Origin of the sequence: Delftia sp. RIT313, from assembly GCF_000632165.1 — a bacterium.
GTDB classification, from domain to species: domain Bacteria; phylum Pseudomonadota; class Gammaproteobacteria; order Burkholderiales; family Burkholderiaceae_C; genus Comamonas; species Comamonas acidovorans.
The window spans coordinates 215,963-242,551 of record NZ_JFYT01000079.1; the positions used below are offsets into that span (position 1 = coordinate 215,963).

Sequence of the window (26,589 nt, forward strand, 5' to 3'; positions counted from 1 at the left end):
CACACCGCAGCGCAGCTCACAGCTGCTGCGTGGGAACGTGGTGGCGCAGTTCGACCTGGCGGTTGGCATCGTCCACGAAGACCAGCTGCGGCTGGTGCGTGGCCACGTCGGTCTCATGCACCTGGGCGAAGGACGCAATGATCAGCAGGTCGCCCACGGCAGCGCGGCGCGCGGCCGAGCCGTTGACCGAGATCATGCCGCTGCCGCGCTGGCCCTTGATGGCATAGGTGACGAAGCGCTCGCCGTTGTCGATGTTCCAGATGTGCACCTGCTCGTTCTCGACGATGTTGGCGGCGTCCAGCAGATCCTCGTCGATGGCGCAGGAGCCTTCATAGTGCAGCTCGCATTGCGTGGTCTTGACGCGGTGGATCTTGGATTTGAGCAGGGTGCGGAACATGTTTTGTCTCTCGAGGGGCGCTTTGCGCGGTCTTGATGGGGCCTGGGCTGGCAAAAAAAGCCACCAAGTCTATATGCGAAGGAGAAATCCCATGAAGGCCGTGAAGTTGTTCAACGGCAGCGGCGCCGCTGTGGGGCCTGGCTTCAGTTCAGGTCGAGCACGCAGCCATCGCCGATGCTGTCGCGCCATACGCGGATGCGGCTGGGAGCGGGCTGCAGGTCGGCCAGGGAATCGGCAATGAACAGGCACAGGTTTTCCAGCGTGGGCTTGCCCAGGCCGGGGATTTCGTCGAGAAAGCGGTGGTCCAGCGCGTCGCCCAGGGTCTTCAGGCGCGAGCGCAGGTAGCCCAGGTCGATCACCATGCCGTTGTCCGGGTTGCGCGGGCCGGTGACGCTGACTTCGGCATAGTAGGTGTGGCCGTGGATGCGGCGGCTGCTCTCGGTTTCGATGGCGCGCTCCAGCGTGTGGGCGGCATCGAAGAAAAAGCGCTGGTGTACGGTGAACTGCATGGCAAAAATCAGCGGATGCCGGTGAGCTTGTGGGTCTGCAGGCTCAGGCGCCAGGCCGGGCGCTGCAGGCATTGCGCTATGCAGGCGGCCGTGTTGTCGGCCTGCAGGACGTTGTCCATGGGCTGCAGGAAATAGCGGTCGAAACGGGTGCCGGCCTCGATGGCCTGCAGATCGAAGCCGGGCTGCGGCCAGACCAGCTTGAGCTCCTGGCCGCTGCGCTGCACCCAGTCGGCGCCCGCCTTGGGGCTGATGCACAGCCAGTCGATGCCCTCGGGCGCGGCCACGGTGCCATTGCTTTCCACGGAAATGCGAAAGCCGCGCGCATGCAGGGCGGCGATCAGGGGCTCGTCCACCTGCAGCAGGGGCTCTCCCCCGGTCAGCACCACCATGCGGTGCTGGCTGTCGCCGGCCGGCCATTGGGACAGAATGCGTTCGGCCAGGGCGTCGGCCGTGGCGAACTTGCCGCCCAGCGTGCCGTCGGTGCCCACGAAGTCGGTGTCGCAGAACTGGCAGATGGCGCTGGCGCGGTCCTGCTCGCGGCCGGTCCAGAGGTTGCAGCCCGCAAAGCGGCAGAAGATGGCCGGCGTGCCGGCCTGGCCGCCCTCGCCCTGCAGGGTGTAGAAGATTTCTTTGACGCTGTAAGTCATGGTGCATGGAGGCCGGTGGAGCCGGCCTGTCGGTGTGCGCGTGCCTGTGTCCGTGCCCGCTAGACGGGCGTATAGGCCAGGCGCACGTAGATGGGCGCAAAGGCTTCGGCCTGGGTGATCTCGATCAGCGTTTCCTTGGCCAGCTCCAGCAGGGCGATGAAGGTCACGACCAGCACGGTCGAGCCTTTCTCGGGCTGGAACAGGGTCTCGAACTCGACGAAGCGCCGGCCCTGCAGGGCCTTGAGCACCTGGCTCATGTACTCGCGCACCGAGAGTTCCTCGCGCGTGATCTTGTGGCTTTGCACGAGCTTGGCGCGCTTGAGAATGTCGCGCCAGGCCGATTGCAGCTCGGCCACATCCACATCGGGAAAGCGCGGCTGCAGGTTCTGCTCGATGTGGATCTGGGCCCGGAGGAAGTCACGCCCGTAGTGCGGCACCTGGCCGAGCTGGTGGGCAGCGAGCTTGATCTGCTCGTACTCGAGCAGCCGGCGCACCAGCTCGGCGCGCGGGTCCTCGGCCTCTTCGCCGCCTTCCTGCTTCTTGGGCGGCAGCAGCATGCGCGACTTGATCTCGATGAGCATGGCCGCCATCAGCAGGTACTCGGCCGCCAGCTCGAGGTTGCGGCTGCGGATCTCGTCGACATAGCGCATGTACTGGCGCGTCACGTCCAGCATGGGAATGTCGAGGATGTTGAAGTTCTGCTTGCGGATCAGGTACAGCAACAGGTCCAGCGGCCCTTCGAAGGCTTCGAGGAAGACCTCCAGCGCATCGGGCGGGATGTACAGGTCCTGCGGCAGGGCGAACAGCGGCTCGCCGTACAGGCGCGCCAAAGCCACCTGGTCGATCACGACCGGGGTGCCGTCGCCAGGAGGGGGGGATGTGGCGGAGGCGCCCGCAGGCGCCAGCGCGGATTCAGCCTCGGCCATGCCTTGCTGCCTGGGCGAATGCCGCATGCGCAGGGTGCACGGTGGGAACAGGCTGATTTTTCATCGCATGGGCAATCAGGAGTTCGTCTGGTAGACGTAGGGCTTCTGGTCCACGCGGCCGGCGCGCAGGTCTTCCCAGACTTCGTGGTTCACGTCCTTGTCCCACAGCAGCGAGCGGCCGGCCAGCTGTTGGCTGGGCAGCTCGGGCTTTTGCTTCTTCAGGTCGTTGATGAAGTTGGTGGCGTCGGAGCGATAGTCGGGGCGGCGAAAGAATGACATAGTCTGATAACCTCTTGAATCGCGTGATTTTACCGGGACACCGCCGATGAACCTAGTCTCCCGTCTTCTGGGGGTTGCCGTGGCCGTGATGGGCATGCTCTCGCTGCCCGGCTGCGATCCCCAAAACATCAAGGAACTCGAAGAAGGCCTGTCCACCGAGGCCGACGTCCGCGCCCGCTTTGGCGAGCCCGAACGCATCTGGACCGAGCCCGACGGCTCGCGCACCTTCGAGTACAACCGCCAGCCCGCCGGCAGCCGCAACTACATGATCACCATCGGCACCGATGGCCGCATGAGCGCGCTGCGCCAGGTGCTGGCGCCGCACAACTTCGAGAAGATCCGCCCCGGCATGGACGAGGAGCAGGTGCGCCGCATGCTGGGCAAGCCCGCCAAGATCACGCCCTACCAGCTCAAGCAGGAAACCGACTGGGACTGGAACTACATCGATCCCCCCACGCGCGACATGGAGTTCACCGTGACCTTCGGGCCTGACGGCCGCGTGCTGCGCAGCGCGGGCCGCGAGAAACTGCACGGCGGCGCCTGACAGCAGGCCCTTGCAAGTTCCTGCAAGCATCCTGCGATGCGCTGTACCCTGCACGCCACAGCGCGCCGGGGCAACAATCTCTAGAATCCGGGTTTGTACCTATGACACCCCATGGGTACGGTGAAGGCCCCGAACCGGGGCCTTTGCGACGATAGATCTGTCATCACCCCGACAATGTCCACGCCTTCCCTACCCGCTGCCGCGCCTGCTGCGCCTGTCCCGGCCACCGCTTCGCTGCGCCATGGCCTCTTCGAGGATGTCCAGGCCCTCTTCACCGGAACCCTGTTCGTGGGCATCGCCATGATGATGTTCGCCCAGGCGGGGCTTTTGACGGGAAGCACGGCGGGCCTGGCCTTCGTGCTGCACTACGCCACGGGCTGGCCGTTCGGCCTCATCTTCTTCGCGATCAACATCCCGTTCTACTGGTTTGCCTGGACGCGCGTGGGCCGCACCTTCACGGTCAAGACCTTCATCTGCGTGGGCGCGTTGTCGCTGATCACCGAAATGGGGCCGCGCCTCATCCACATCGACTACCTGCACCCGGCCTTTGCCGCCATTGCGGGCGGCCTGCTCATGGGCTCGGGCCTGCTGTTCCTGGCGCGCCACCGTTCCAGCCTGGGCGGCGCCACCATTGCCTCGCTCTACCTGCAGGACCGCTACGGCATCCGCGCCGGCAAGGTGCAGATGGCCATCGACTGTTGCGTGGTGCTGCTGGCGCTGTGGGTCGTGCCCTTCGAGCGCGTGGCCTGGTCGGTGCTGGCGGCCGTGATCATGGGCGTGTTCCTGGCCGTGAGCCACCGGCCCGGGCGCTACGCCGGGCAGTAGCCTCAGGGCGTCAAAGGCTGCCCATCGGGCGTGCGGTAGCGGACCGTGATGCCGCTGTTGTCTGCGGCTGCCCCGTCATCGCTCATCGCATCGACGGCCTTGCCCACTCCCTTGCCGACGATTTTTACCGTGCCCACGGCCGCATCCGCGGCCAGCCCCACGGCCGAGGCCGTGACGCTGACCGCCGTGGCCGTTACGGCCACCACGGTGCAGCCGGACAGCAGGGCCGCGGCGCACAGGCAAAGAAAAGCCCCCAGGGCCGGGGACCGTGAGGGCTTGCGGGACTTTGCAGACTTCATGATTGTCGTCCAACACACTGTGCGCAATCTTTGAAACCGGCAGAGCCTAAGTCAGGGACGCCGAGGAAGGGCCTACGCCGGCCGCGCCGCCCCGCACCGAGGGTGTCGCCGGGTGCCCGTATGCCCCCCTTCAGGGGGAAGGCGCGAAGCGACTCAGGGGGCATTTCAATGTATACGCATGCCGGGTGTGGCGCCTGGGAAGGGCTCCAGCACGTAGATGCCGGGGTTGGCCTTCTCATCGGCGTGGCTGGCGGCCAGCACCATGCCTTCGGAGATGCCGAACTTCATCTTGCGCGGCGCCAGGTTGGCCACCATCACGGTGAGCTTGCCCTGCAACTGCTCGGGCTGGTACATGCTGGAGATGCCGGAGAACACGTTGCGTGTCTTGCCTTCGCCCACGTCCAGCGTGAGCTGCAGCAGCTTGGTCGAGCCTTCCACGGGCTTGCATTCCACGATCTTGGCAATGCGCAGGTCCACCTTGGCAAAGTCGTCGATGCCGATGGTTTCGGCAATCTCCTCGCCGCCGGGCAGGACCTTCTCGACCACGGGCTCGGGGGCCTCGAACAGGGCCTCCAGCTGCTTGACGTCCACGCGCTGCATCAGGTGCTTGTACAGGCCGATGGCATGGCCGGCGCCCAGCAGGTTCTGTGCGTCGGCGAACTGCAGCGGCGCCACGTTGAGGAAGCCTTCCACCTGTTCGGCCACGGCCGGCAGGATGGGCTTCAGGTAGATGGTCAGCAGGCGGAAGGCCTCGATGCAGGTGGTGCACACGTCCTGCAGGCGGGCGTCCATGCCTTCCTGCTTGGCCAGCTCCCAGGGCTTGTTGGCATCCACGTATTCGTTGACGCGGTCGCACAGCTGCATGATCTCGCGCACGGCGCGGGCCGTGTCGCGGTTCTCGAAGGCCTGGACAACGGCCTCGCTCTGGCCGCGCAGCTGGGCCAGCAGGGCCTGGCCGTCTTCGCTGACCGTGCCCAGCTTGCCGCCGAAGCGCTTGGCGATGAAGCCGGCCGCGCGCGAGGCGATGTTCACGTACTTGCCGATCAGGTCGGAGTTGACGCGGGCCATGAAGTCATCGGGGTTGAAGTCGATGTCTTCATTCTTGCCGTTGAGCTTGGCGCCCAGGTAGTAGCGCAGCCACTCGGGGTTCATCTGCAGGCCCAGGTACTTGAGCGGGTCCAGTCCGGTGCCGCGGCTCTTGCTCATCTTCTCGCCGTTGTTCACGGTCATGAAGCCGTGCACGCAGATCTTGGTGGGCGTCTTGCGGCCGCTGAACTTGAGCATGGCGGGCCAGAACAGCGTGTGGAAGGTGATGATGTCCTTGCCGATGAAGTGGTACTGCTCCAGCGTGGGGTCGGCCATGTAGGCCTCGTAGTCCTCGCCACGGCGGTCCAGCAGGTTCTTGAGCGAGGCCAGGTAGCCCACGGGCGCGTCCAGCCAGACGTAGAAGTACTTGCCCGGCGCATCGGGGATCTCGATGCCGAAGTAGGGCGCGTCGCGCGATATGTCCCAGTCGCCCAGGCCCTCGCTGGTCGTGCCGTCCGGGTTGGTGCGCACGCCGAACCATTCCTTGATCTTGTTGGCCACCTCGGGCTGCACATGCTGGCCGTCCTGGGTCCACTCGGTCAGGAACTCCACGCAGCGCGGGTCCGACAGCTTGAAGAAGAAATGCTCCGAGCTCTTGAGCACGGGCTTGGCGCCGGACAGCGCCGAGTAGGGGTTGATCAGGTCGGTGGGCGCGTAGACGGCGCTGCAGACCTCGCAGTTGTCGCCGTACTGGTCCTTGGCGTGGCAGCGCGGGCATTCGCCCTTGATGAAGCGGTCGGGCAGGAACATGTTCTTCTCGGTGTCGAAGAACTGCTCGATGGTGCGCGTCTCGATGAAGCCGGCAGCCTTCAGGTCCCTGTAGATCTGCTGGGCCAGCACATGGTTTTCGGGCGCGTCGGTGTTGTGCCAGTTGTCGAAGGCGATGTGGAAGCCGTCCAGGTACTGCTTGCGGCCTGCGGCGATGTCGGCCACGAACTGCTGGGGCGTCTTGCCGGCCTTCTCGGCCGCAATCATGATGGGCGCGCCGTGGGCGTCATCGGCACCCACGAAGTTGACCGCGTTGCCCTGCATTCGCTGCGCACGCACCCAGGTGTCGGCCTGGATGTATTCCATGATGTGGCCGATGTGGAAGTTGCCGTTGGCGTACGGCAGGGCGGTGGTGACGAAGAGTTTGCGTGCGGTCATGGATGGCGGCTTTCTCGGGGGAACCTGACATTCTAGAAGGGCTGGGCGGTTGTGGGGCGGCGATGGCTTTTCCGTGCAGGCCGACATACCAGGGAGTTGTTGCGGGCCTTCGCTGCGCTAGGCCTGTTGGCTGCAGGCCGTCAGTTGGCGACCAGCGGCCGTTGCCAGCCCAGGAACTGCTCTATGTCGCTGCGCCGCGCCAGCGCGTCGCGCCGGCCCAGGGCCATGAGTTCGCGGGTGAAGCTGCGCTCGAACAGCAGGTAGCTGGCCAGGGCGGCGCCGCGCGGGTCGCTGGCGTCCTGGCGCACGCCCAGGGCGCCCAGCAGGGTGCGCATGGGCAGCGGCAGCTGGCCCACGTGGCGCGCGGCGATGGCGTCTATACGCTCGGAGGGCGAGATGACCAGCAACTGCAGCGGGCGCAGCCGGCTGCGTTCGCGGTCGGCGGGCGGGATCAGAGCCAGGGTCTGGTTGATGCGCTCGGCGCGCTCCACGTCCAGGGACAGGGCGTCCAGGAAGATGCTCGACAGCGTGTGGCCCGCGATGTGGGCCAGCGACGGGTAGCTTGCGCCTTCTGGCGGCGGCCTGGCCGGCGGCTCGGTGCGCCGGCCCGCGCCCACTACGAGGATGCGCTCGGCGCCCAGGTGGATGGCGGGCGCCAGCGGCGCGGTCTGGCGCATGGAGCCGTCGCCGAAGTATTCGGTGGCGCCGTCCAGCGGCAGCGGCGTGGCCGGAAAGATGAAGGGGATGGCCGAGGAGGCCAGCAGGTGCGCGTGCGTGATCTGGGCGGCCGCGGCCTTGCGCTGGTTGCGCACCCAGGGCTGGAGCTGGTCCTGCGCCTGGCAGAAGGTCACGTGCTCGCTGGTGGTGTAGCTGGAGGCGGACACCGCCAGCGCGCGCAGGTGGCCATCCGCGATCAATTGCGGCAGGCGCTCCAGCGGAACCAGGCCGCGCGACAGCAGCCGGCCCAGCGGCTGGTTGTCCAGCAGCGAACGCGGGCGCATGCGGCCCCAGCGCGCCAGGGCCCAGCCCAGCGACAGCAGGGTCAGCCAGCGCGCGCCGCTGCGCAGCACGCTCAGCGAGTCGGACAGGTAGATGTCCTCGGGCCGCAGGTTGCGCCAGATGCGCGACATGCGGCGCACGGCCCGGTCGAAATGGTCGCTGCCACAGGCCAGGGCGGCCGCGTTGATGGCGCCGGCCGAGGTGCCGACCAGGATGGGGAAGGGATTGGGGCCATGCTGCTGGCCGCAGGCGCGGCGTATTTCGGCAATGGCCTCCAGCACGCCGGCCTGGTAGGCGGCGCGTGCGCCGCCGCCGCTGAGCAGCAGTCCGGTGCTGGGGGGAGGGAGGCTGGAGTCGGGTGAGGGCGCGGCATCGGGCATGCCTGGAGTGTGCCGCGCGCCGGCCGTCCTCAGATCAGGGGATGACCCCGAAGGGATCAGGCCTTGGCCAGCAGGGAGCCCAGGTCCTTGCCGGAGATCAGGGCGATGCCCTGCTGCTTGGCCCAGGCGGCTGCATTCTCGGCCGGCGGCTGCAGCGACAGGTAGCAGACCGTGGCCGCATCGCGCGCCTGGCCTGCGGCCAGCAGGGCGCGCAGCGGCTCCATGCCGTGCACGCCGGCCTTCCAGCGCTTGGCGCTGGCCACGGTGGTGCGGCCTTCGCGTTCCAGCACGAAGTCGGCGCCCTCCTTGTCGGACAGGCGGGTCACGGTGTAGCCCTCGGCCTGCCAGGCGCGATCGAGCCGATCGGCGAACTCGCGCCAGCTTTGCTGGGCGGCGATCTCCAGGGCCTGCTCCACCTTGGCGGGGCTGGGCGCGCGCAGCTGGCGCCAGGCGGCAACGCAGCCTATGCCGAAGAAGGGCAGGGCGGTGATGGCGGCGAACGGCGCGATGTCCTTGGGCAGCAGCGCCGTGGACACCAGGGTCACCAGCGCGGCCAGCGCGATGCTGATCCACCAGCGCGAGCGCAGCAGGATCGCGAACAGGGAGTTGTGGGCCATCTTGAATTTCACGGGGCGGATCTTTCGCGGAAAAAGGCGGGAACAGGGGCCGCAAAGGCAGCAAGGCCCGCATTGTCTCGCGTGAGCGAGGGGATGGTGCCTTGGATAGACTATCCGGCTCTAGGAGTAATCAAAGCAATGGCAGTCACAGAACAAGCGCTCTTGGCCGCGCTCTCCAGCGTGCTCGACCCCCACACCGGCAAGGACTATGTGAGCACCCGCGCCCTGCGCAACCTGCAGGTCACGGGGGCCGACGTGGCCTTCGACGTGGAGATGGGCTATCCGGCGCAAAGCCTGGTGCCGGCGCTGCGCGGCCAGTTCGTCGCGGCGGCCAAGACCGTCGAGGGCGTGGGCAATGTCTCGGTCAACATCACGTCCAAGGTCGCCGCGCATGCGGTGCAGCGCGGCGTGCAGTTGCTGCCGGGCGTCAAGAACATCATCGCCATCTCGTCCGGCAAGGGCGGCGTGGGCAAGAGCACGACCACGGCCAACCTGGCGCTGGCGCTGGCCGCCGAGGGCGCGCGCGTGGGCATCCTGGACGCCGACATCTACGGCCCCAGCCAGCCCATGATGATGGGCATCTCCGGCCGCCCCGAAAGCCCCGACGGCAAGACCATGGAGCCCATGGAAAGCCATGGCGTGCAGGTCATGTCCATCGGTTTCCTGGTCAACAACGACCAGGCCATGATCTGGCGCGGCCCCATGGCCACGCAGGCGCTGGAGCAGATGCTGCGCCAGACCAACTGGAAGGATCTGGACTACCTGCTGGTGGACATGCCGCCCGGCACCGGCGACATCCAGCTGACGCTGGCCCAGCGCGTGCCCATGACGGGCGCCGTGGTCGTCACCACGCCGCAGGACATCGCGCTGATCGACGCCAAGAAGGGCGTGAAGATGTTCGAGAAGGTGGGCGTGCCCATCCTGGGCCTGGTGGAGAACATGGCGGCCCACGTCTGCACCAACTGCGGCCATGTGGAGCACATCTTCGGCGCCGAGGGCGGCAAGCAGATGGCGGCCGAGTACGGCATCGACTACCTGGGCGCCCTGCCCCTGTCGCTGCAGATCCGCCTGCAGGCCGACAGCGGCAAGCCCACCGTGGTGGCCGAGCCCGACAGCGAAGCCGCGCAGATCTACAAGAAGGTGGCGCGCGACCTGGCCGTGAAGGTGGCGCTCAAGGCACGCGATTTCACGAGCAAGTTCCCCACCATCACGGTGAGCCAGGGAACCTGACCCTTCTGGCGCTGCCGGCATGAACCTGCTGACCTCGATGCGGTATCTGGCGGCGCTCAACGAGCACCGCCATTTCGGCCGCGCGGCGCTGGCATGCCACATCACCCAGCCGGCGCTGTCCAATGCGCTTCGCGCGCTGGAGGAGGAGTTCGGCACGGTCATCGTGCGCCGGGGCCGCTCGTTCGCGGGCTTCACGCCCGAGGGCGATCAGGTGCTGGCCACGGCCCTGGCCATGCTGCGGGCCGAGGAAGGCCTGCGCCAGGAACTGAGCGCCGCCGCCGGCGCGCTGCGCGGGCAGCTGCGCATGGCGGCCGTGCCCACGGCCATGCCCATGCTCACGCGCTTTGCGGCCCTGCTGCGCGAGCACCATCCGGGCATCACGCCCGTGGTGCTGTCCATGAGCTCGGCCGAGATCGAGAGCGGGCTCGAAGACCTGTCGCTGGACCTGGCCCTGGGCTACAGCGCGCGCATGCCGCCGCGCGGCCCGCGCCTGCAGTCCTGGCCCCAGTACGAGGAGCATTACTACCTGCTGTGCCGCGAGTGCCGCGATGGGCAGGGCGAGGGTCGGCCCTTTGCCTTTGGCGCCGACATCGCCTGGCGCGAAGTGGCCGGCATGCCGCTGTGCCTGCTCACGCCCGACATGCACAACCGCACGGTGATCGACGAGGCCTTCGCCGCCGTGGACATGGCCGTGCAGCCCGCCATGGAAACCAACTCCGTGCTGACCCTGGTGATGGCCGTGGCGCAAGGAACGGATGGCATGACCACCGTGCTGCCCGGCGCCATGGTGGCCACGGTGCGCCACATGCCGGGCCTGGTGGCCCGGCCGCTGCGCTCGCCCGAACTGGTCACGCCCATAGGCTTCATGGCCCAGCAGGGCGTGGCGCCCACGCGCGCGCTGCAGGCGGCGCTGCAACTGCAGGACGACGCCGGTTGGCGTGCGCAGTGCCTGCGGCATGCGGGGGCGCTGAAAGACTAGGCGGGCTGTGCAGTCTCTGGCGTGGCGTTCGGCGCGGCATTCAGTGCGGCGCGCACCACGTCGGGCGTGAACGGCGCGGCATAGAAGCGCCGGCCGGTGGCGTCGAACAGCGCATTGGCCAGCGCGGCCGGGCCGGGGACCGAGGCTGATTCGCCTGCGCCCATGGGGGGCTCATCCTGGCGCGGCATCAGCACCACTTCGATGGGGGGCAGGTCGCGGAATCCGATGATGGGGTAGCTGCCCCATTCGCGGCTGGCCACGCCTTGCGCATTGAAGGCGACCTTCTCCATCAGGCTGCGGCTCAGGGTCTGGATGACGTTGCCGTGGATCTGGTGGCGCACGCCGTCGGGGTTGACCATCATTCCCGTGTCCTGGCCCACGACCAGGCGCCGCACGGTGATGCGGCCGCTGGCGGGGTCCACGTCGATGTCGATGACCCAGGCGGCCCAGGCCGCGCCGAAGCCGGGAAATCGGCTGTGGATGTAGCGCGCATAGGCCACGCCGCGCCCGTGCAGCAGGCCGTCGGCGCCGGGGCGGCCCCGGCTTCCCGGCTGGTTTTGCTGCCAGTCCGCGTGGCGTGCCGTGGCCTCGATCAGCTCGACGGCGCGCGGGTCATCGAGGTGGCGAACACGGTAGTCCACGGGGTCGGCACCGGCCGCATGGGCCAGCTCGTCGATCATGCAATCGTGGGCAAAGGAATTGGGCAGGGCCGAGACGCCGCGCAGCCAGGACGAGCGAACGATGGGCGCCATGTCATGGCAGGTGATGCGCTGGCTGGCATAGCGGTAGGGCGGCACGGCCGTGCGGTCGCCCATCTCCAGCGTGCGCGGCTCGCCCGGGATGCGGCCCGTGAGCAGCAGGGCCAGCAGCGGCGCGTCGTTGGAGGGGTAGCGCACGGCAAAGTCGTAGGCCAGCAGTTCGCCCCGGGCATCGATGGCCGCGCTCACGTCCATGAGCTGGGCCGTGCCCTTGGGCTCCCACTGGTGTTCCTGCTCGCGCGTGAGCTGTACGCGCACGGGCGCGCCCACGGCCATGGACAGCAGGGCGGCGTCGGCGCAGACATCGTCGGCGCAGTTGCGGCCGTAGCAGCCGGCCGCCTCCAGGCGCACGATCTCGATGCGGTCTTCCCCCAATTGCAGCAGGCGGTCCAGGTCGGTGCGCAGCATGTGGGGGTTCTGCGTGCCGGCCCAGAGCTTGAGACGGCCCTCGCTGAAATCGGCCACGGCGCAGGACGGGCCGATGGAGGCATGCATCTGGTAGGGCCAGACGTAGCTGCGGCGCAGTTCGGTGGCCGCACCCGTGTCGACGCCCGCGAAGGCGTCGTCCACAGTGCCCTGGTCCACCAGCGCACGGTGTTGGGCCGGATTGGCGCGGATGGCTGCGGCCAAGTCAGACAGATCGGGCGCCGGCGGCACGGAGTGCCATTGCACGCGCAGCGCGCGCATGGCGGCAATGGCCTGTTCCTCGCGGTCGGCGACCACGCCGACGAAGTCGCCCTCGGTGACTACCTGCACGTTGCCGGGCAGGTGGGCCACGGAGTCGCGCTCCACGGCCACCAGGCAGCGGCCGATGAAATCGCCGCCGTCACGGCCCGGGTGCGGAGGGCGGATGACGCGACCATGGCGCATGCCGGGCACGCGCACATCGTGCACAAAGCTCAGTTCGCCCGTGGCCTTGGCAGGGATGTCCACGCGCGCCGCGCCACGGCCGACCAGCCGGTATTCGCTGGCGGGCTTGAGCTTCACTTCCTGATCGGGCGGGGCCAGCGTCAGCTGCAATTGCTGGCCGCGCAGCAGATCGCCATAGCCGAGTTCGCGGGCATCGCTGCCATCGGCAAAGCGCACCGCACCTTCGCGCGCCTGGAGCCGGTCCGCCGCCACGCTCCATTGCTGCGCGGCCAGTGCCAGCAGCTGCTCGCGCGCCTGGGCGGCGGCGCGGCGCAGCGGCACGGCCGAGATCTGGATGCTGGCGCTGGCAATGGTCGGGCCCTGGTTGGGCGCGGCGGCCGTGTGGCCCAGCACCATGTCCAGGCGCGCCAAAGGCACTTCGAGTTCTTCCGCCACGATCTGCGCCAGGGCCGTGCGTATGCCCGTGCCCAGGTCCACATGGCCGTTGAAGGCCAGGGCGCGCCAGCCCTGGGGCGCGGCTTCGTCGGCCAGCACGGCCACGAAGACCTCGGGCGTGGATTGCACATAGTCGGTGGCCGTGCCGGGCTGGCCGGGCGCAGGGCGCGGCGGCGCCACGGGCTGGCGCACCACGAGCAGGGTGTCGGCGCGCGTGAGCAGCTGTGCGTGCAGGGCTTGGGGCTGGGGCAGGTTCATGGGGCGGTGTTCTTCGCGGGCGCGCTTTCAGGCGTGCCCTGTGCATGTTATGCACTCCGGGGCCGGCTGCGCAGGGCCGGCCCCATAGGCGCGTTGGCGCGGTGGGATCAACCTGCGGCGAGGGCGTCGGTGTCGGCGATGGCCTGGCTCAGCGGCATCACGGCCGCGTACTTCTGGGCCATGTCGAACAGATTGGCTTCGTGCGGGCCCAGGGCGCGGTCGCCGCAGCAGTCGGCCACCACCAGCGGGCGAAAGCCCGACTGCATGGCATCGACCACGCTGGCGCGTACGCAGCCGCTGGTCACGCAGCCGGCCACCAGCAGGGTCTGCACGCCGCGCTGGGCCAGCCAGGGTGCGAGCATGGTGCCGAAGAAGGCCGAAGGCGTGCTCTTGCGCACCACGTATTCGCCAGCGGCCGGGGCCAGCTGGGGCACGATGGCGCTGTTGGGGCTGTCTTCCTTCAGGGTCAGCATGCCGGGCACCTTCAGGCAGAAGATGTTGTGGTCGGCATCGTCGTCCGAGAACACGATGCGGCTGTGCGCCACGGGCCAGCCGCGCTCGCGTGCATGGGCCAGCAGGTGCTGCGTCTGCGCGATGGCTTCGGGGATGTTGCCGCCGCCGAAGACGGCCGGGTCGGCAAAGCCGTTGACGAAGTCGATGATGAGCAGGCCGAACGGGGCCTTGAGCGGCAGCGGCGTGCCGAAGCCCTGGCGCGCGTAGGCAGAGATGTCGCCCTGCACGCCCTCGGTGGGAACGCTCTGCGCGCCGGGGGCCTGGCCGGTGGTTGTCGTGGTCATGCGATGTCCTTTCCTTGCTTGGACCTTTTGGCGGCGCGCGCCAGTCCTTCCTCGTCCTGCACCACGCCGTCAATGACCGTGGGCTTGCCGTCCAGCGCCACCGAGCAGTGGCGCATGGGGATGTCGATGTGGCAGGCCGTGGTGCGGCTGCCCCCGGCCTCGTTGTTGGGGCCCATGGACCACAGGAAGTTGCCCTCGAAGGCGCGGGCGTCCATGCCGATGTGGGTTTCCTTGTTGTAGTGGGCCAGCATGGACCAGTGGGCGCGCGGCTGCAGCCCCCAGCCGATGTGGGAGACGGCGTAGGCCTCGGGGTCCTCGTAGGAGGCCATGTACTCCTTGAGGATGTCGGCCTGCAGGCCGCCGCTGATGCGCGTGACGTAGCCCTTTTCGATGACGAGTTCGATGGGCTCGGTCACGTAGTCCTTCATGGGCAGCAGGATGTCGCCCCGGTCCAGCACCACGCGGCCGTTGCTCTCGCCCTCGTCGGGCCAGGTCAGCACGAAGCCGCTGGGCCAGTGGTCCCAGCGGCCGGGCTGGTCCACGAAGCCGTATTCGCAGATGGCCGGGAAGCTGCCCAGGCGGCAGCGCAGGTCGGTGCCCGCGGCCGAGGTGATGTGCATCTGCCCGGCCGCCTCGATCAGCTTGGATGCGGCCTGCACGCGCGCGCGGTCGCCCTCGGTGGGCACCAGGCGGCACAGCACCTCGGGCGGCTCCACGGCCAGCAGGATCTTGGTGCCGGTCTGCAGGATCTCGTGCTGCTCGGGCGAGAACAGCAGCGTCATCAGGTCCAGCACCAGGTCGCTGGCCTTGAGCGCGGCGATGGCGGCGGGGTTGCCGGTCAGCGGCGTCGTGCCAAGGTAGGCCAGCGAGTCGCGGCTCAGCGATTTTTCGGCGTTGACGGGCGGCAGGTCCAGGCGGTTGACGCGTGCACCCATTTCGCTGGAGGCGGCAATGGCGCAGCGCAGCGTCTGCGGGTGCGTGTCGGCGCCCGTGAGCACGGTGACGGTCTGGCCGGCTTCGAGCCGGGACAGCGTGAGCACCTGCTTCCAGGCGTGGATCAGATCGATATCGCTGACGGACATGGTCGGCTCCTTGGTGTCGCGATGGATGGGAGTGGGCTGCGGTTGGACATTCAGTCCACCCGCGCGCCGAGGAAATCGCCCAGGGCCGAATAGAAGCCGGCCTCGTTGTCCCAGGGAATCATGTGGCCGGCATTGGGCACGCGCACATGCTCGGTCTGGGGTGCCAGGCCTTGCCACTCGGCCACGTCCTCGCTGCGCACCACGTCGCCGCGCTCGGCCGTGACCAGCAGCAGCGGGTGCTGGATGCGGGGCAGGTCGGCATGGATGTCGTCACGGCCGAAGTCCTCGAAGCTCTGCACGATGGCCGGCTTGTGGCAGGTGTGCAGCCACTGGGCGCGCAGCTGGCGCTGCTCTTCGGTCCAGGTGGGGCAGAAGGCGCGCATGGCCTCGGCATCCATGCCCAGCGTGGCCTGGCGGATGGAGTCCACATACCAGGGCAGGGCGGCCGGGTAGGCGCGGCGGCCGGGGCCGGAGACCGGCGGATCGACGATGACCAGGCGCGTGAGCCCCACCGGCTGGCTGCGTGCGGCGCGCACGGCGATGCGCCCGCCCATGGAGTGGCCGACCAGCGCCCAGCGCTGCAGGCCCAGGGCCTGGGCGAAGGCGGCCACGTCGGCGGCCTGGGCATCGAGGCTGTAGTCCAGGCCCGGGCCCGAGGACGACAGGCCGCGCCCGCGCACATCGAGCACATAGGTGTCGAACTGGCGACCCAGGTGCTCGGCCACGAAGCCCCAGGTCACGGCCGGGCTGGTGATGCCGGGGATCAGGATGACGGCGTCGCGCTGCGCGCGTTCGCCCTCGGCGCCGCCGTAGCGCAGGTAGTGCTGGCGGATGCCGTTGGCGTGGACGTTGCCGCCGTAGCGGAATGTGCTGGGGGTGGGGGAGCTGGAGTGGCTGGTCATGCGTGTGTTCCTCAGGCCTTGGCTGCGCTGTTGCCGGTGTCGTAGGGATAGGCGCCCGACAGCAGCGCGCCCGCGCCCGGCACCACGGGGTCCAGCCCCAGTTCCTTGAGGATGGCATAGGTGGTGGCGATGGAGGCGGTCAGCACGGGCTTGCCGGTCTGGGCCTCGACCTGGGCCACGGCCGGCAGCGAGGGCATCTGCACGCAGGCCGACAGCACGATCACGTCGGCGTCGGCGTAGTTCATGCCGGCCACGATGCCGGGCAGCTTGGCGGGGTCGTGGCGGCCCACGTCCAGGTTGTCGGGGATCTCCAGCGCGCGCCAGTCCACGATCTCGAAGCCTTCGGCGGCCACGTAGTCCATGACCAGCTGGGTCAGCGGAATCATGTAGGGCGCCACCAGGGCGATCTTCTTGGCGCCCATCACCTTGAGCGCTTCCACCAGCGCGCCGGCGCTGGTGATCACCGGGGCGGTGGCGCCATTGCTGGCCGTGCGCTCGGTCAGGCGCTGCTGCGAGACGCGGTGGTAGCCCTTGCCCATGGCCATGATGGCCACCAGGCAGGCATAGCCCAGCACGTCCACGCGCGCGTCGCTCAGCTCCAGCGCGCAGCGGTCGCTTTCGGCGTCCATGGCGGCCAGCTCCTCCTTTTGCACCTTCTTCATGCGCATGCGGCTGGAGTGGAAGGTGAAGCGGTCCTGCGGGCGCAGCGTGGAGTGGGCCTGCAGCATGGCCGGCACCTCGGTCTCCATGGTGGTGTTGGAGCTGGGGACGATCTGGCCGATGCGGAACGTTTTGGTCATGGACTTGCCTTTGCGAAGTTTCGAGGGTTTCTGATCAGAATCAACTGAGTGTGTACGCTTTATTCTTGCAAAAGACGTGCCGCCTTGCAAATGAGAATTTTCTCGGGGTTTGTACTGATTTGGTGCAGAAATTGCACCAAAAATGGCGAACTTCAATTTATTCTGCCGCCCTATGGTGCATGCGTCGATTTGAAAAATTCAAGCGCATACACCTGAATTAAGTGTTTTGTTGCCTGGCACGCTTCCTGCTCTACACCCTGCAAGGACGCGCCGAAGCAACGGTTGCCCCGTCTGGCTTTCAACATTCCTGCAAGGAGAAAACTGTGTCTCAATCCCCTCGAATCGCCGTTGTCGGCGCCGGTCTCGGCGGGGCTGCAGCTGCCAAGCTGCTGCTCCAGGAAGGCTTCAATGTCCGCGTCTATGAGCAGGCGCCCAGCTTCTCGCGCCTGGGAGCCGGCATCCACGTCGGGCCCAATGTGATGAAGATCCTGCGCCGCATCGGCATCGAGGACGCGCTCAACGAGCAGGGCTCGCATCCCGACTACTGGTACAGCCGCCACTGGCAGACGGGCGATGTGCTGGCCCAGATCCCGCTGGGCGACTACGCCGTCAAGGAATACGGCGCCAGCTACCTGACCGTGCACCGTGGCGACTTCCATGCGCTGCTGGTCGAGGCCCTGCCCGACAGCGTGATGGCCTACGGCAAGTTCCTGACCAAGGTGGAGGACCGGGGCAACGTGGTGGTCATGCACTTCGCGGACGGCACGACCGAGGAGGCGGACATCGTCATCGGCGCCGATGGCGTGAACTCCCGCATCCGCGAGGAACTCCTGGGCCCGGAGCTGCCCAAGTACGCGGGCTACCTGGCCCACCGCGCCGTGTTCCCCACGCCCGAAGTCAAGGCCGGCATGCTGCCCTTCGATGCCTGCGTGAAGTGGTGGAGCGATGACCGCCACATGATGACCTACTTCGTCACCGGCAAGGCCGACGAGCTGTACTACGTGACCGGCGTGCCCGTCGAGAAGTGGGATCTCAACGACCGCTGGCTGGAAAGCAGCAAGGAAGAGATGCGCGAGGCCTTCTCGGGCTGGCATCCCACCGTGCAGGCACTGATCGATGCCACCGTGGAAGTGACCAAGTGGTCGCTGCTCGAACGCGATCCGCTGCCGCTGTGGAGCCGTGGCCGCCTGGTGCTGCTGGGCGATGCCTGCCACCCCATGAAGCCCCACATGGCCCAGGGTGCGGCCATGGCCATCGAGGACGGCGCCATGCTGGCGCGCTGCCTCAAGGAAGTCGGCGCGCACAACCATGAGCTGGCCTTCGCCCTGTACGAAGCCAACCGTGCCGAGCGCGCCAGCAAGGTGCAGCGCATCTCGCACGACAACACCTGGCTGCGCACCAACGAAGATCCGTCCTGGTGCTTCGGCTACGACGTGTTCAACGTGCCCCTGGTCGAGCCCAAGGTCAAGGCAGCGGCCTGATACTCGCTGCCTTGCCGGACGAGGGGAGGGGAGGGAATCCCCCCCTCCTGTCCGGCCGCAGAACGCCGACATCCTGAACCGCAGCCAAGTTGCAAGAGCCTCGTCCCATGGGAACCCCAGTCCATCCAAGCAGTACACCCAGCCCCATCCGCCTGCAGGTCAATGCACGCGCATGCGAGGTGCCGGCAGCGCCCGGGACGGCGCTGCTGCATGTGCTGCGCAATGACCTGGAGCTGAACGGGCCCAAGTACGGCTGCGGCCTGGGCGAATGCGGCGCCTGCACGGTGCTGATCGATGGCGTGGCCGCGCGTTCCTGCGTGATCCCCGTGCGGGCGGCCGTGGGCCGCGAGGTCACCACGCTGGAAGGCCTGGGCTCGCGCCAGTGCCCCGGCCCCACGCAGCAGGCCTTCATCGACTGCCAGGCGGCCCAGTGCGGCTACTGCCTCAACGGCATGATCATGACCGTGGAGGCCCTGCTGCGCCGCAACCCCAATCCCACCGAGCAGGAGCTGCGCAACGAGCTGCACCACAACCTGTGCCGCTGCGGCACGCATGTGGAAATCATGCAGGCCGCCCTGCGCGCCGTGCAGCTGCGTGCGCAACGCGCCGCGCTGCAGGCGCCCTCCGGTTTTCCATCTTCCAGCGCGGGCGAGGTCCAGCCATGAGCCCGGCCGGCCACACCCCCGCCCTGCCTTCCGACCTGCTGCACGGCCTGGCGCTGCGCCCGCCCGTCGCGGCCTGGGACGGTCTGCGCTACCGGGGCAGCGTGCCCCTGCATGCACGGCTGCAGGACGCCCAGGCCATGGCCGGCGTGGTGGCTGCGGTGCAGCGCGGGCATTTTCTGGGCGTGGTGGCCGTGGCGCCTGTCCATGCCCGGCAGGCCGCTGCCAGCCTGGCCCCTGCCTGGGACGACCGGCAGGAAGCCAGGGCCGCCAGCGCCCCCCGTGCTGCCGACAGAGCCGACAAGGCTGACAAGGCCGACCTGCCCGATGCCGGCCGCTATGTCTGGCGCATGGCGGCGCCCGTTTCTTGCGAGGGTGCCGCACGCGCAGCCGTGTGGTGCCTGGACGGCCATGCCAGCGTCTGGCTACCGCCCTGCGACGCCGATGCGCGGCAGATGATCGGCCGTGAACTGGCCGCATTGCTGCAATGCCCCGAGTCCGCGCTGCGGCTGTTCAGCCTGCCGGCCACGGCGGCCGGCACCCCGCATGTGATGGATCTCATGGACGCAGCGGCCGATGCGGCCCTGCTGTCCCAGGCCGTGGGCCGGCCTGTCAGCGTGACCTGCGAGGCCTGGACTGCTGCGGGCAGCGCAGACAGCCGGGAGCTGGTGCTGCGCGTGGATGCGCAGCCTTCGCAAGGGCTTGAAGCCGACACGGTGGTGCAGCCTCAACCGGGCAATGCATCGCCGCAGCCAGACCTGCTGCTGTCCGACACGCCCTGGGCCGTGCGCCCCAGCATGGCGCGCCTGCTGAGCCAGCCCGAGCTGGCGCGCGCCGCGGCCCTGGCCACCGTGCTCGATGCCGGCGAAGTGCATGAACGCAGGCTGGCCGCCAGCCTGCGGCATGCCGGCGTCGATGATCTGAATGCCGCCCAGGTCTTTGCCCGCGAAAGCCACTGGCATGAGCAGGCGCTGGACCAGGGCCGTGATCCGCTGCAATGGCGGCTGCAGCACCTGCCCGAAGGCCCGGTGCGCGATCTGGCCCGGCAGGTGGCCGAGCGTGCGCAGGCATCGCAGCAGGCACCATCCCACCAGGGCGCCGACGGCCGCCTGCTGGGCCGGGGCTTTGCCACCGCCCAGCTGCAGACCCTGGATGCGCAGGGCGCCGATCTCCATGCCTGGAGCGCCTGGGTGGCCGAGGTGGCCGTGCACCCGCAAACGGGCGAGATCGAAGTGACCCGCGTCGTGGCCGGCCATGACAGCCGCAGCCTGCAAGCGGCGCAGGCCGCCAGCACGCGGCCCGAGATCGTCCAGCAGGACCCGCAATTGCTGGCCGACGCGCGCCGGCTGCTGGGCGCGGCCCCGGCTTTTGACGACTGGGCAGGGTCCACAGCTTCCGCTGCTTCTTTCGACGTGATCGCCAAGCCCGGCTCCGACCTGGCGCAGCATGCGCCCGGCGATGTCGCGGTCATCCGCCACGGCGATCTGGCGCTCGACGGCGTGGCCACGCTGCCCGCCGCCGCCGCCATTGCCAACGCCATTCACCATGCGACAGGCGTGCGCCTGCGCGAAGTGCCCTTCCAGCCAGAGCAACTGCGCCTGGCCCTGGCGGGCGAGGGCGCCGGCAAGCCCGGTGCGGCGCGGGCCGGCCGTGGCTGGGGCTGGCTGGCCGCAGGCGCCGCAGGCCTTGCCGGCATGGCGGCCATGGCCTGGCCGCTGAAGCCAGCCCTGCCGCTGACCGACGGACCCGATGTTTCCGTGTACTCGCCGCAGGCCCTGGAGCGCGGCCGCCTGGTGGCGGCTGCGGGCGACTGCGTGGTTTGCCACACGGCCCCGGGCGGCGCGGCCAATGCCGGCGGCTTCGGGCTGGAGACGCCGTTCGGCACCATCTACTCCACCAACATCACGCCCGACAACGAAACCGGCATCGGCCGCTGGTCCTACGCGGCCTTCGAGCGCGCCATGCGCCACGGCATCCACCAGGACGGGCGCCAGCTGTATCCGGCCTTCCCGTACACGGCCTTCGCCAAGCTCAGCGATGGCGACCTGCAGGCCCTCTACGGCTACCTGATGTCCCAGCCCGCCGTGAAGGCCAAGGCGCCCGAGACGCAGCTGGCCTTCCCCTACAACCTGCGCCAGGCCATGGCGGGCTGGAACCTGCTGTTCCACGACGCCACGCCCTTCAAGGCCGACCCTGCGCGCAGCGCCGAATGGAACCGGGGCGCCTACCTGGTCGAAGGCGCGGGCCACTGCGCGGCCTGCCACTCGCCCCGCAATGCGCTGGGTGCGGAAAAGACCGGCATCCACTACCTGGGCGGCGGCGAGGCCGAAGGCTGGACGGCGCCCGCGCTCAATCAACTGGCCGGGGGCAAGCTGCCCTGGAGCCGCGAAGAGCTGTACCAGTACCTGCGCACCGGCTTCTCGGCCCGCCACGGCGTGGCAGCCGGCCCCATGGCGCCCGTCATCCACGGCCTGGCCCAGTTGCCCGAAGCCGATGTGCGCGCCATGGCCACCTATCTGATGGAACTGCCGGGCCAGGCCCCACAGGCCGCCCAGGCCGCCCCGGCCATGCCGCCACCGGCGCCGGCCGCCGTGCAGGCGGCGGCGCCTGCGGTCGCACAACATGCCAGGGCCCTGGACCACCACGCCAATGGCGAGCGCATCTACCAGAACGCCTGCGCGGTCTGCCATGAGGCGGGCAGCGGTCCCACATTGTTCGGCGTCAAGCCGCAGCTGGCCCTGAACACCAACCTGCATGCGGCCAGCCCCGACAACCTGGTCCAGGTGATCCTGAACGGCATACAGGCGCCGGCCGACGATGCGCTGGGCTACATGCCCGGCTTCGGGGACAGCCTGGATGACAGGCAGATCGCGGACCTGCTCGGATATTTGCGCGAACGATTTGCACCGGAGGAAAAAGCTTGGCCAGACGACACGAAGACGATTAACCGGCTGCGCATGCAGGCACAGGCGCATGCGCACTGAGGGCGGCAATGGGCAGCAATGGGCGGCGGCATGGGCGATGCCGCGGATATGGACACCTTGCCCTGGAATCTCTCCAGGGTCTGGGTCCTGACATCTGATGCTGGGGACGGGTGATGGGCAACAACGGACGGCGCTGTCGATGTGCAGCCTGTCCGCAATGCGCCCATCGCCCGGATGCAGAGACCGACATCCGGAAATTTTTCATCGGGCCATGGAGATGGCGCCGAGGGAGCGGTTCGCTCCGGATGTGTGAAGGGTGGAAGGCACGGCAGGAGACGGCAACACAAGCTGAACGGCCTTGCCTGGGAAAAGACAGATTCAACAATTGCGATGGCTAGAAAAGGAGTCCCTGCATGTCATCTACATACATTTCGGTGGAAAAAGGCATCCAGACAGCGGGTGTCGGCAAGTTCCAATATCGGCTGTTCGTCATCTTCGGGCTGGTCTGGCTGGCCGATGCCATGCAGGTGCTGTCCATCGGCTTCAGCGCGCCGTCCATTGCCAAGACCTTCGGCAAGACCGTGCCCGAGGCGCTGCAGACCGGCACCTTCTTCTTCATCGGCATGCTGATCGGCGCCTTCGTCTTCGGCCGCCTGGCCGACCGCATCGGGCGTCGCCCGGTGCTGATGATGGCCGTGGTGATCGACGCCTTTGCGGGCGTGGCCTCGGCCTTTGCGCCCGAGTTCGCCTGGCTGCTGGTGCTGCGCTTCATCACCGGCATCGGCGTGGGCGGCACGCTGCCCGTGGACTACACCATGATGGCCGAGTTCCTGCCCAGCGACCGCCGCGGCCGCTGGCTGGTGCTGCTGGAATCGTTCTGGGCCGTGGGCACCATCTTCCTGGCCATCCTGGCGCTGGTGGCCGTGTCCTGGGGTGACGATGCCTGGCGCGTGATCTTCTTCGTGACCGGACTGCCGGCGCTGATCGGCGTGGTGCTGCGCTTCTACATCCCCGAGTCGCCCATGTTCCTCAACCGCAACGGCAAGTCCGAAGAGGCGCGCAAAGTGCTGCAGCGGGTGGCCAAGGTCAACGGCACCACCGCGGAAATCCCCGCCCTGCAGCCTGAAAAGCAGGAGCGCAAATCCATCCTCGCGCTGTTCAACGGCGACCTGCGCCGCCGCAGCCTCTCGCTGTTCCTGGCCTGGGCGCTGATCTCCATCGCCTACTACGGTGTCTTCGTCTACCTGCCCGTCAAGCTCAGCAGCGAGGGCTTCGCCTTCATGCGCGGCCAGGTCTTCCTGGTGGTGCTGGCCCTGGTGCAACTGCCCGGCTTCGCACTGTCGGCCTATGGCGTGGAGCGCTGGGGCCGCAAGCCCACGCTGATCGGCTTTTTGCTGCTCAGCGCCGTCGGCTGCATGTTCTACAGCCTGGGCTCGTCGCCCTTCGTGGTCATCGGCTCCACCCTGCTGATGAGCTTCTCGCTGCTGGGCACCTGGGGCGCGCTGTATGCCTTCACCCCCGAGGTCTACCCCACCGACCTGCGTGCCAGCGGCATGGGCATGGCCGGCGCCGTGGCGCGCTTCGGCGGCCTGTTCGCCCCGGCCATCATTGCGCCCATCATGGCCACCCACTTCACCCTGGCCCTGGCCGTGCTGTCCGCCATGCTGGTGGGCGGCGCCCTGTCGATCTGGGCCGTGGATGTGGAATCGCGCAACCGGGCGCTGGATTGATGACGGCCTGAGCTGACTGAAAGGTCGGCTCAGCAAAAAGGCCAGAAGGATTTTTCCTTCTGGCCTTTGTTTTTTTGGGGAGGCTGCAACGGCTCAGTCGGCCTCGCCACTTTCCAGCATCTTCTTGAGCAGAAAATCCAGCGCCAGGCGCTCGGCCGGATTGAGCTTGCCGTAGGTGCTTTCGGTGATCTGCTTGGCGAAGGGCTCCATGTCGCGCACCAGGTCCTGGCCGGCCTCGGTGAGGTTGATGACGACCTTGCGGCGGTCGATGCGGTCATGGTCCACCTGCACCAGTTCGCGCTGCTTGAGCCGGTCCACCACGCCGCGGATGGTGGCCTGGTCGATCACGGTGGCCTTGACGATGTCGGCCAGCGAGCTGCCGCTGTTGTCGCGCACGGAGCACAGCACCACGAATTGCGCGGCCGTGAGCTGCGAGTCGGGAATGTATTGCTGGAAGAGTGCAGTGTGGCGCTGATAGACACGCCGCAGCAGGTGGCCGATCTGGTCTGAAAAATGATAGCCATCCTGTGGCGTCATGGCTGATGGCGGGTGGTTCATGGTGCGCGTGAGCTTATCAAAATTCACACCAAATACCGTGTGATTTGCGACAAGCCGGGCGCATTTGCCAAGTGGCGCAAACCCGCGCTGGCTGCGGCATCCGCAAGACCTGGGGCAGCAGGCGCAGCACTGCCCGGCGGCTCATTTGCCGATTGAATGGCGCAATCATCCGTTTGAATTTGACGGCTTGCCCGGCAGGCCTTGAAATGGCATGAGAGACAAAGCGCCAGCGGACCGGACCGCGCCGCTCCCCACAACGAAAGCCAGCAGGGACACCCATGCCAGCCACACAAGGGAAGATCATTCCTATCGCCGTCCTCAATGCCGCTGTTGCCGGCAGCGCACTCGGCGCCCATGAGCGCGAGGCCGTCGAGCACGCCATTGCCGTCCACGCCCGGCGCCCCGGCCCCCTGATCGAGTTGCTGCACGCCGTGCAGGACATGCTGGGCCATATCCCCGAAGCCGCCGTGCCGCGCATCGCCGATGCGCTGAACCTCTCGCGTGCCGAGGTGCATGGCGTCATCTCCTACTACCCCCATTTCCGCAGCACGCCAGCGGGCCGCCATGTGCTGCAGGTCTGCCGCGCCGAGGCCTGCCAGTCGAGCGGTGCGGATGCGCTGCTGGCCCACGCAGGCCAGGCGCTGGGCTGCGGATCGAGTGGGCACGGGCATGGGCATGCAACCAGTGCCGATGGCGCCGTCACGCTGGAGCCGGTCTACTGCCTGGGCCTGTGCGCGTCATCGCCTGCCGTGATGCTCGATGGCCAGCCCCATGCGCATGTCTCGGCCAACGGACTGGATGCACTCATCGCGCAATGCCGCCAGCCGGAGCAGGCCGGCGAGCCGGTGGCGCAGCCTGCGCATGCAGGGACAGGGGCAGGGGCAGGCTCCGGCGTGCGCGTCTACGTGCCCCGCGATGCCGCCGCGCTGGCCGTGGGCGCTGACGCCGTGGCCGGCGCCCTGCAGCGCGAGTGCGCGGCGCGCGGCCTTCAGGTGCAGATCGTGCGCAACGGCTCGCGCGGCCTGCTGTGGCTGGAGACCCTGGTGGAGGTCGAGACGCCCGAAGGCCGCGTGGCCTACGGCCCGGTCACGGCCGATGCGGTGCCGGGCCTGATCGATGCCGGAATGCTGCAGGGCGGCAGCCATGCGCTGTGCCATGGACTGACCGAGGCCATTGCCTACCTGGCGCGCCAGGAGCGCCTGACCTTTGCGCGCGTGGGCGTCATCGATCCGCTGAACCTGTCCGACTATGCGGCCCATGGCGGTTGGCAGGGGCTGGAGCGCGCGGCGCGCATGGAGCCCGCGGCCATCGTGCAGGAGGTGCTGGATTCGGGCCTGCGCGGCCGTGGCGGTGCGGCGTTTCCGGCCGGCATCAAGTGGAAGACCGTGGCCGCCGCAGCGGGGCCGCAAAAGTACATTGCCTGCAACGCCGACGAGGGCGACTCGGGCACCTTCGCCGACCGGCTGCTGATGGAGGGCGATCCCTACACGCTGATCGAAGGCATGGCCATCGCGGGCCTGGCCGTGGGCGCCACGCAGGGCCTGGTCTATGTGCGCAGCGAGTATCCGCATGCCATCGCCACCCTGCGCGAAGCCATTGCGCGCGCCGAGGCCGCAGGCTGGCTGGGCCGCGACGTGGCCGGCAGCGGGCGGGCCTTCCACATGGAGGTGCGCAAGGGCGCGGGCAGCTATGTCTGCGGCGAGGAAACGGCCATGCTGGAGAGCATCGAGGGCCGGCGCGGCATTGTGCGCGCCAAGCCGCCGCTGCCGGCCATCGAGGGGCTGTGGGGCCGGCCCACGGTGATCAACAACGTGATCACGCTGGCCACGGTGCCGCTGATCCTGGCGCGCGGCGCGGCCTTCTACCAGGGCTTCGGCATGGGCCGCTCGCGCGGCACCCTGCCGTTTCAGCTGGCCGGCAACATCGCGCGCGGCGGCCTGGTGGAAAAGGCCTTCGGCCTGAGCCTGCGCGAACTGGTGGAAGACTTTGGCGGCGGCACGGCCACCGGCCGCACCGTCAAGGCCGTGCAGGTGGGCGGCCCGCTGGGCAGCTATGTGGCGCCAGCCGACTGGGATGTGCCGCTGGACTACGAGGCCTATGCCGCCAAGGGCAACGTGGTGGGGCACGGCGGCATCGTCGTGCACGACGACACGGCCGACATGGCGCAGCTGGCGCGCTATGCCATGGAGTTCTGCGCCATCGAGTCCTGCGGCAAGTGCACACCCTGCCGCATCGGCTCCACGCGCGGCGTGGAGGTCATCGACCGCATCGTGCGCGCCGGCACCGACCCTGCCGCCCACGCCGGCCAGGTGGCCCTGCTGGAGAACCTGTGCGACACCATGCAGCATGGCTCCATGTGCGCCATGGGCGGGATGACGCCGTATCCCGTGCGCTCTGCGCTGAACCACTACCCCCAGGACTTCGGCATCGAGTCCACCACGGCCGCAGCGGCTGCCTGAACGGAGAACA

The 26,589-nt window shown here is 68.3% G+C and carries 24 protein-coding genes; 9 read left to right on the top strand and 15 right to left on the bottom strand.

Annotation, left to right across the window (positions count from 1 at the left end; genetic code table 11):
* Nucleotides 1–16: 16 nt before the first annotated feature.
* The 5 genes from panD to BW39_RS23315 form a co-directional block, all read right to left on the bottom strand.
* Nucleotides 17–397 (bottom strand): aspartate 1-decarboxylase, encoded by a 381-nt coding sequence (panD, locus tag BW39_RS23335; RefSeq protein WP_012203760.1) that lies wholly within the window; start codon nt 395–397, stop codon nt 17–19.
* 143 nt (nt 398–540) lie between these two features.
* Nucleotides 541–906, bottom strand: a complete 366-nt coding sequence (locus BW39_RS23330; RefSeq protein ID WP_012203761.1) for a 6-pyruvoyl trahydropterin synthase family protein — start codon at nt 904–906, stop codon at nt 541–543.
* An 8-nt stretch (nt 907–914) separates the two neighbouring features.
* Complete coding sequence (queE, locus tag BW39_RS23325) at nt 915–1,553, bottom strand: 7-carboxy-7-deazaguanine synthase (RefSeq protein ID WP_034390787.1); 639 nt, start codon at nt 1,551–1,553, stop codon at nt 915–917.
* 59 nt (nt 1,554–1,612) lie between these two features.
* The gene (locus BW39_RS23320) at nt 1,613–2,479 is read right to left on the bottom strand and encodes a segregation and condensation protein A (RefSeq protein WP_013803906.1); all 867 of its coding nucleotides are present in this window, start codon (nt 2,477–2,479) and stop codon (nt 1,613–1,615) included.
* A gap of 75 nt (nt 2,480–2,554) precedes the next feature.
* Nucleotides 2,555–2,758 (bottom strand): DUF3460 family protein, encoded by a 204-nt coding sequence (locus BW39_RS23315; protein WP_012203764.1) that lies wholly within the window; start codon nt 2,756–2,758, stop codon nt 2,555–2,557.
* A 46-nt stretch (nt 2,759–2,804) separates the two neighbouring features.
* On the opposite strand from BW39_RS23315, the gene bamE reads away from it, so the two are divergent.
* Together bamE and BW39_RS23305 are read left to right on the top strand one after the other, a co-directional pair.
* Nucleotides 2,805–3,302, top strand: a complete 498-nt coding sequence (bamE, locus tag BW39_RS23310; protein ID WP_012203765.1) for an outer membrane protein assembly factor BamE domain-containing protein — start codon at nt 2,805–2,807, stop codon at nt 3,300–3,302.
* Nucleotides 3,303–3,476: 174 nt separating this feature from the next.
* A complete protein-coding gene (locus tag BW39_RS23305) occupies nt 3,477–4,127 on the top strand; it encodes a YitT family protein (protein WP_043824582.1) in 651 nt (216 codons plus the stop codon).
* A 2-nt stretch (nt 4,128–4,129) separates the two neighbouring features.
* Here the strand turns inward: BW39_RS23305 and BW39_RS23300 are convergent, their stop codons facing one another.
* The 4 genes from BW39_RS23300 to BW39_RS23285 form a co-directional block, all read right to left on the bottom strand.
* Complete coding sequence (locus BW39_RS23300; protein ID WP_043824581.1) at nt 4,130–4,426, bottom strand: hypothetical protein; 297 nt, start codon at nt 4,424–4,426, stop codon at nt 4,130–4,132.
* Nucleotides 4,427–4,591: 165 nt separating this feature from the next.
* Nucleotides 4,592–6,658: a methionine--tRNA ligase gene (gene metG / locus BW39_RS23295; RefSeq protein WP_043824580.1), complete on the bottom strand. Its 2,067-nt coding sequence runs from the start codon at nt 6,656–6,658 to the stop codon at nt 4,592–4,594.
* Nucleotides 6,659–6,798: 140 nt separating this feature from the next.
* The gene (locus BW39_RS23290; RefSeq protein WP_013803901.1) at nt 6,799–8,037 is read right to left on the bottom strand and encodes a patatin-like phospholipase family protein; all 1,239 of its coding nucleotides are present in this window, start codon (nt 8,035–8,037) and stop codon (nt 6,799–6,801) included.
* A 56-nt stretch (nt 8,038–8,093) separates the two neighbouring features.
* Entirely contained in the window at nt 8,094–8,654 is a 561-nt protein-coding gene (locus BW39_RS23285) for a restriction endonuclease (protein ID WP_043824673.1), read from the bottom strand.
* A gap of 138 nt (nt 8,655–8,792) precedes the next feature.
* On the opposite strand from BW39_RS23285, the gene apbC reads away from it, so the two are divergent.
* Together apbC and BW39_RS23275 are read left to right on the top strand one after the other, a co-directional pair.
* Nucleotides 8,793–9,884 carry an iron-sulfur cluster carrier protein ApbC gene (apbC, locus tag BW39_RS23280; protein WP_012203771.1) on the top strand — a complete coding sequence of 364 codons (1,092 nt, stop codon included), beginning with the start codon at nt 8,793–8,795 and terminating at the stop codon, nt 9,882–9,884.
* A gap of 19 nt (nt 9,885–9,903) precedes the next feature.
* A complete protein-coding gene (locus BW39_RS23275; RefSeq protein ID WP_043824579.1) occupies nt 9,904–10,863 on the top strand; it encodes a LysR family transcriptional regulator in 960 nt (319 codons plus the stop codon).
* On the opposite strand, the gene BW39_RS23270 is transcribed toward BW39_RS23275, so the two are convergent.
* The 5 genes from BW39_RS23270 to BW39_RS23250 all read right to left on the bottom strand — a co-directional run bounded on the left by BW39_RS23270 (nt 10,860) and on the right by BW39_RS23250 (nt 16,765).
* A complete protein-coding gene (locus BW39_RS23270; RefSeq protein ID WP_043824577.1) occupies nt 10,860–13,184 on the bottom strand; it encodes a xanthine dehydrogenase family protein molybdopterin-binding subunit in 2,325 nt (774 codons plus the stop codon). The genes BW39_RS23275 and BW39_RS23270 overlap by 4 nt on opposite strands.
* 107 nt (nt 13,185–13,291) lie before the next feature.
* Nucleotides 13,292–13,981: an N-carbamoylsarcosine amidohydrolase gene (locus BW39_RS23265; RefSeq protein WP_034390799.1), complete on the bottom strand. Its 690-nt coding sequence runs from the start codon at nt 13,979–13,981 to the stop codon at nt 13,292–13,294.
* Complete coding sequence (locus tag BW39_RS23260; RefSeq protein WP_012203775.1) at nt 13,978–15,063, bottom strand: hypothetical protein; 1,086 nt, start codon at nt 15,061–15,063, stop codon at nt 13,978–13,980. The genes BW39_RS23265 and BW39_RS23260 overlap by 4 nt, the downstream gene beginning before the upstream one ends.
* Before the next feature lie 50 nt (nt 15,064–15,113).
* Nucleotides 15,114–15,965 carry an alpha/beta fold hydrolase gene (locus tag BW39_RS23255; protein ID WP_043824575.1) on the bottom strand — a complete coding sequence of 284 codons (852 nt, stop codon included), beginning with the start codon at nt 15,963–15,965 and terminating at the stop codon, nt 15,114–15,116.
* Between the two features lie 11 nt (nt 15,966–15,976).
* Complete coding sequence (locus BW39_RS23250; RefSeq protein WP_043824574.1) at nt 15,977–16,765, bottom strand: maleate cis-trans isomerase family protein; 789 nt, start codon at nt 16,763–16,765, stop codon at nt 15,977–15,979.
* Nucleotides 16,766–17,088: 323 nt separating this feature from the next.
* Between BW39_RS23250 and BW39_RS23245 the strand changes: the two genes are divergently transcribed.
* The 4 genes from BW39_RS23245 (at nt 17,089) to BW39_RS23230 (ending at nt 23,562) form a co-directional block, all read left to right on the top strand.
* The gene (locus BW39_RS23245; RefSeq protein WP_012203778.1) at nt 17,089–18,246 is read left to right on the top strand and encodes an FAD-dependent monooxygenase; all 1,158 of its coding nucleotides are present in this window, start codon (nt 17,089–17,091) and stop codon (nt 18,244–18,246) included.
* Nucleotides 18,247–18,353: 107 nt separating this feature from the next.
* The gene (locus BW39_RS23240; RefSeq protein ID WP_012203779.1) at nt 18,354–18,911 is read left to right on the top strand and encodes a (2Fe-2S)-binding protein; all 558 of its coding nucleotides are present in this window, start codon (nt 18,354–18,356) and stop codon (nt 18,909–18,911) included.
* A complete protein-coding gene (locus tag BW39_RS23235; protein ID WP_043824573.1) occupies nt 18,908–21,892 on the top strand; it encodes a cytochrome c in 2,985 nt (994 codons plus the stop codon). The genes BW39_RS23240 and BW39_RS23235 overlap by 4 nt, the downstream gene beginning before the upstream one ends.
* Nucleotides 21,893–22,245: 353 nt before the next feature.
* A complete protein-coding gene (locus BW39_RS23230; protein WP_012203781.1) occupies nt 22,246–23,562 on the top strand; it encodes an MFS transporter in 1,317 nt (438 codons plus the stop codon).
* Between the two features lie 93 nt (nt 23,563–23,655).
* Here BW39_RS23230 and BW39_RS23225 read toward each other — a convergent pair whose 3' ends face one another.
* On the bottom strand, nt 23,656–24,099 hold the full coding sequence (locus BW39_RS23225; RefSeq protein ID WP_200871543.1) for a MarR family winged helix-turn-helix transcriptional regulator: 444 nt from the start codon (nt 24,097–24,099) through the stop codon (nt 23,656–23,658).
* Between the two features lie 299 nt (nt 24,100–24,398).
* Here BW39_RS23225 and BW39_RS23220 point away from each other — a divergent pair, with 299 nt between their 5' ends.
* Complete coding sequence (locus tag BW39_RS23220) at nt 24,399–26,579, top strand: formate dehydrogenase subunit gamma (protein WP_043824569.1); 2,181 nt, start codon at nt 24,399–24,401, stop codon at nt 26,577–26,579.
* Nucleotides 26,580–26,589: the final 10 nt, after the last annotated feature.

Bases quoted from the DNA above. Each gene is read 5' to 3' on its own strand.
- panD (WP_012203760.1), bottom strand. From the start codon at position 397: ATGTTCCGCACCCTGCTCAAATCCAAGATCCACCGCGTCAAGACCACG.
- BW39_RS23330 (WP_012203761.1), bottom strand. From the start codon at position 906: ATGCAGTTCACCGTACACCAGCGCTTTTTCTTCGATGCCGCCCACACG.
- queE (WP_034390787.1), bottom strand. From the start codon at position 1,553: ATGACTTACAGCGTCAAAGAAATCTTCTACACCCTGCAGGGCGAGGGC.
- BW39_RS23320 (WP_013803906.1), bottom strand. From the start codon at position 2,479: ATGGCCGAGGCTGAATCCGCGCTGGCGCCTGCGGGCGCCTCCGCCACA.
- BW39_RS23315 (WP_012203764.1), bottom strand. From the start codon at position 2,758: ATGTCATTCTTTCGCCGCCCCGACTATCGCTCCGACGCCACCAACTTC.
- bamE (WP_012203765.1), top strand. From the start codon at position 2,805: ATGAACCTAGTCTCCCGTCTTCTGGGGGTTGCCGTGGCCGTGATGGGC.
- BW39_RS23305 (WP_043824582.1), top strand. From the start codon at position 3,477: ATGTCCACGCCTTCCCTACCCGCTGCCGCGCCTGCTGCGCCTGTCCCG.
- BW39_RS23300 (WP_043824581.1), bottom strand. From the start codon at position 4,426: ATGAAGTCTGCAAAGTCCCGCAAGCCCTCACGGTCCCCGGCCCTGGGG.
- metG (WP_043824580.1), bottom strand. From the start codon at position 6,658: ATGACCGCACGCAAACTCTTCGTCACCACCGCCCTGCCGTACGCCAAC.
- BW39_RS23290 (WP_013803901.1), bottom strand. From the start codon at position 8,037: ATGCCCGATGCCGCGCCCTCACCCGACTCCAGCCTCCCTCCCCCCAGC.
- BW39_RS23285 (WP_043824673.1), bottom strand. From the start codon at position 8,654: ATGGCCCACAACTCCCTGTTCGCGATCCTGCTGCGCTCGCGCTGGTGG.
- apbC (WP_012203771.1), top strand. From the start codon at position 8,793: ATGGCAGTCACAGAACAAGCGCTCTTGGCCGCGCTCTCCAGCGTGCTC.
- BW39_RS23275 (WP_043824579.1), top strand. From the start codon at position 9,904: ATGAACCTGCTGACCTCGATGCGGTATCTGGCGGCGCTCAACGAGCAC.
- BW39_RS23270 (WP_043824577.1), bottom strand. From the start codon at position 13,184: ATGAACCTGCCCCAGCCCCAAGCCCTGCACGCACAGCTGCTCACGCGC.
- BW39_RS23265 (WP_034390799.1), bottom strand. From the start codon at position 13,981: ATGACCACGACAACCACCGGCCAGGCCCCCGGCGCGCAGAGCGTTCCC.
- BW39_RS23260 (WP_012203775.1), bottom strand. From the start codon at position 15,063: ATGTCCGTCAGCGATATCGATCTGATCCACGCCTGGAAGCAGGTGCTC.
- BW39_RS23255 (WP_043824575.1), bottom strand. From the start codon at position 15,965: ATGACCAGCCACTCCAGCTCCCCCACCCCCAGCACATTCCGCTACGGC.
- BW39_RS23250 (WP_043824574.1), bottom strand. From the start codon at position 16,765: ATGACCAAAACGTTCCGCATCGGCCAGATCGTCCCCAGCTCCAACACC.
- BW39_RS23240 (WP_012203779.1), top strand. From the start codon at position 18,354: ATGGGAACCCCAGTCCATCCAAGCAGTACACCCAGCCCCATCCGCCTG.
- BW39_RS23235 (WP_043824573.1), top strand. From the start codon at position 18,908: ATGAGCCCGGCCGGCCACACCCCCGCCCTGCCTTCCGACCTGCTGCAC.
- BW39_RS23230 (WP_012203781.1), top strand. From the start codon at position 22,246: ATGTCATCTACATACATTTCGGTGGAAAAAGGCATCCAGACAGCGGGT.
- BW39_RS23225 (WP_200871543.1), bottom strand. From the start codon at position 24,099: ATGACGCCACAGGATGGCTATCATTTTTCAGACCAGATCGGCCACCTG.
- BW39_RS23220 (WP_043824569.1), top strand. From the start codon at position 24,399: ATGCCAGCCACACAAGGGAAGATCATTCCTATCGCCGTCCTCAATGCC.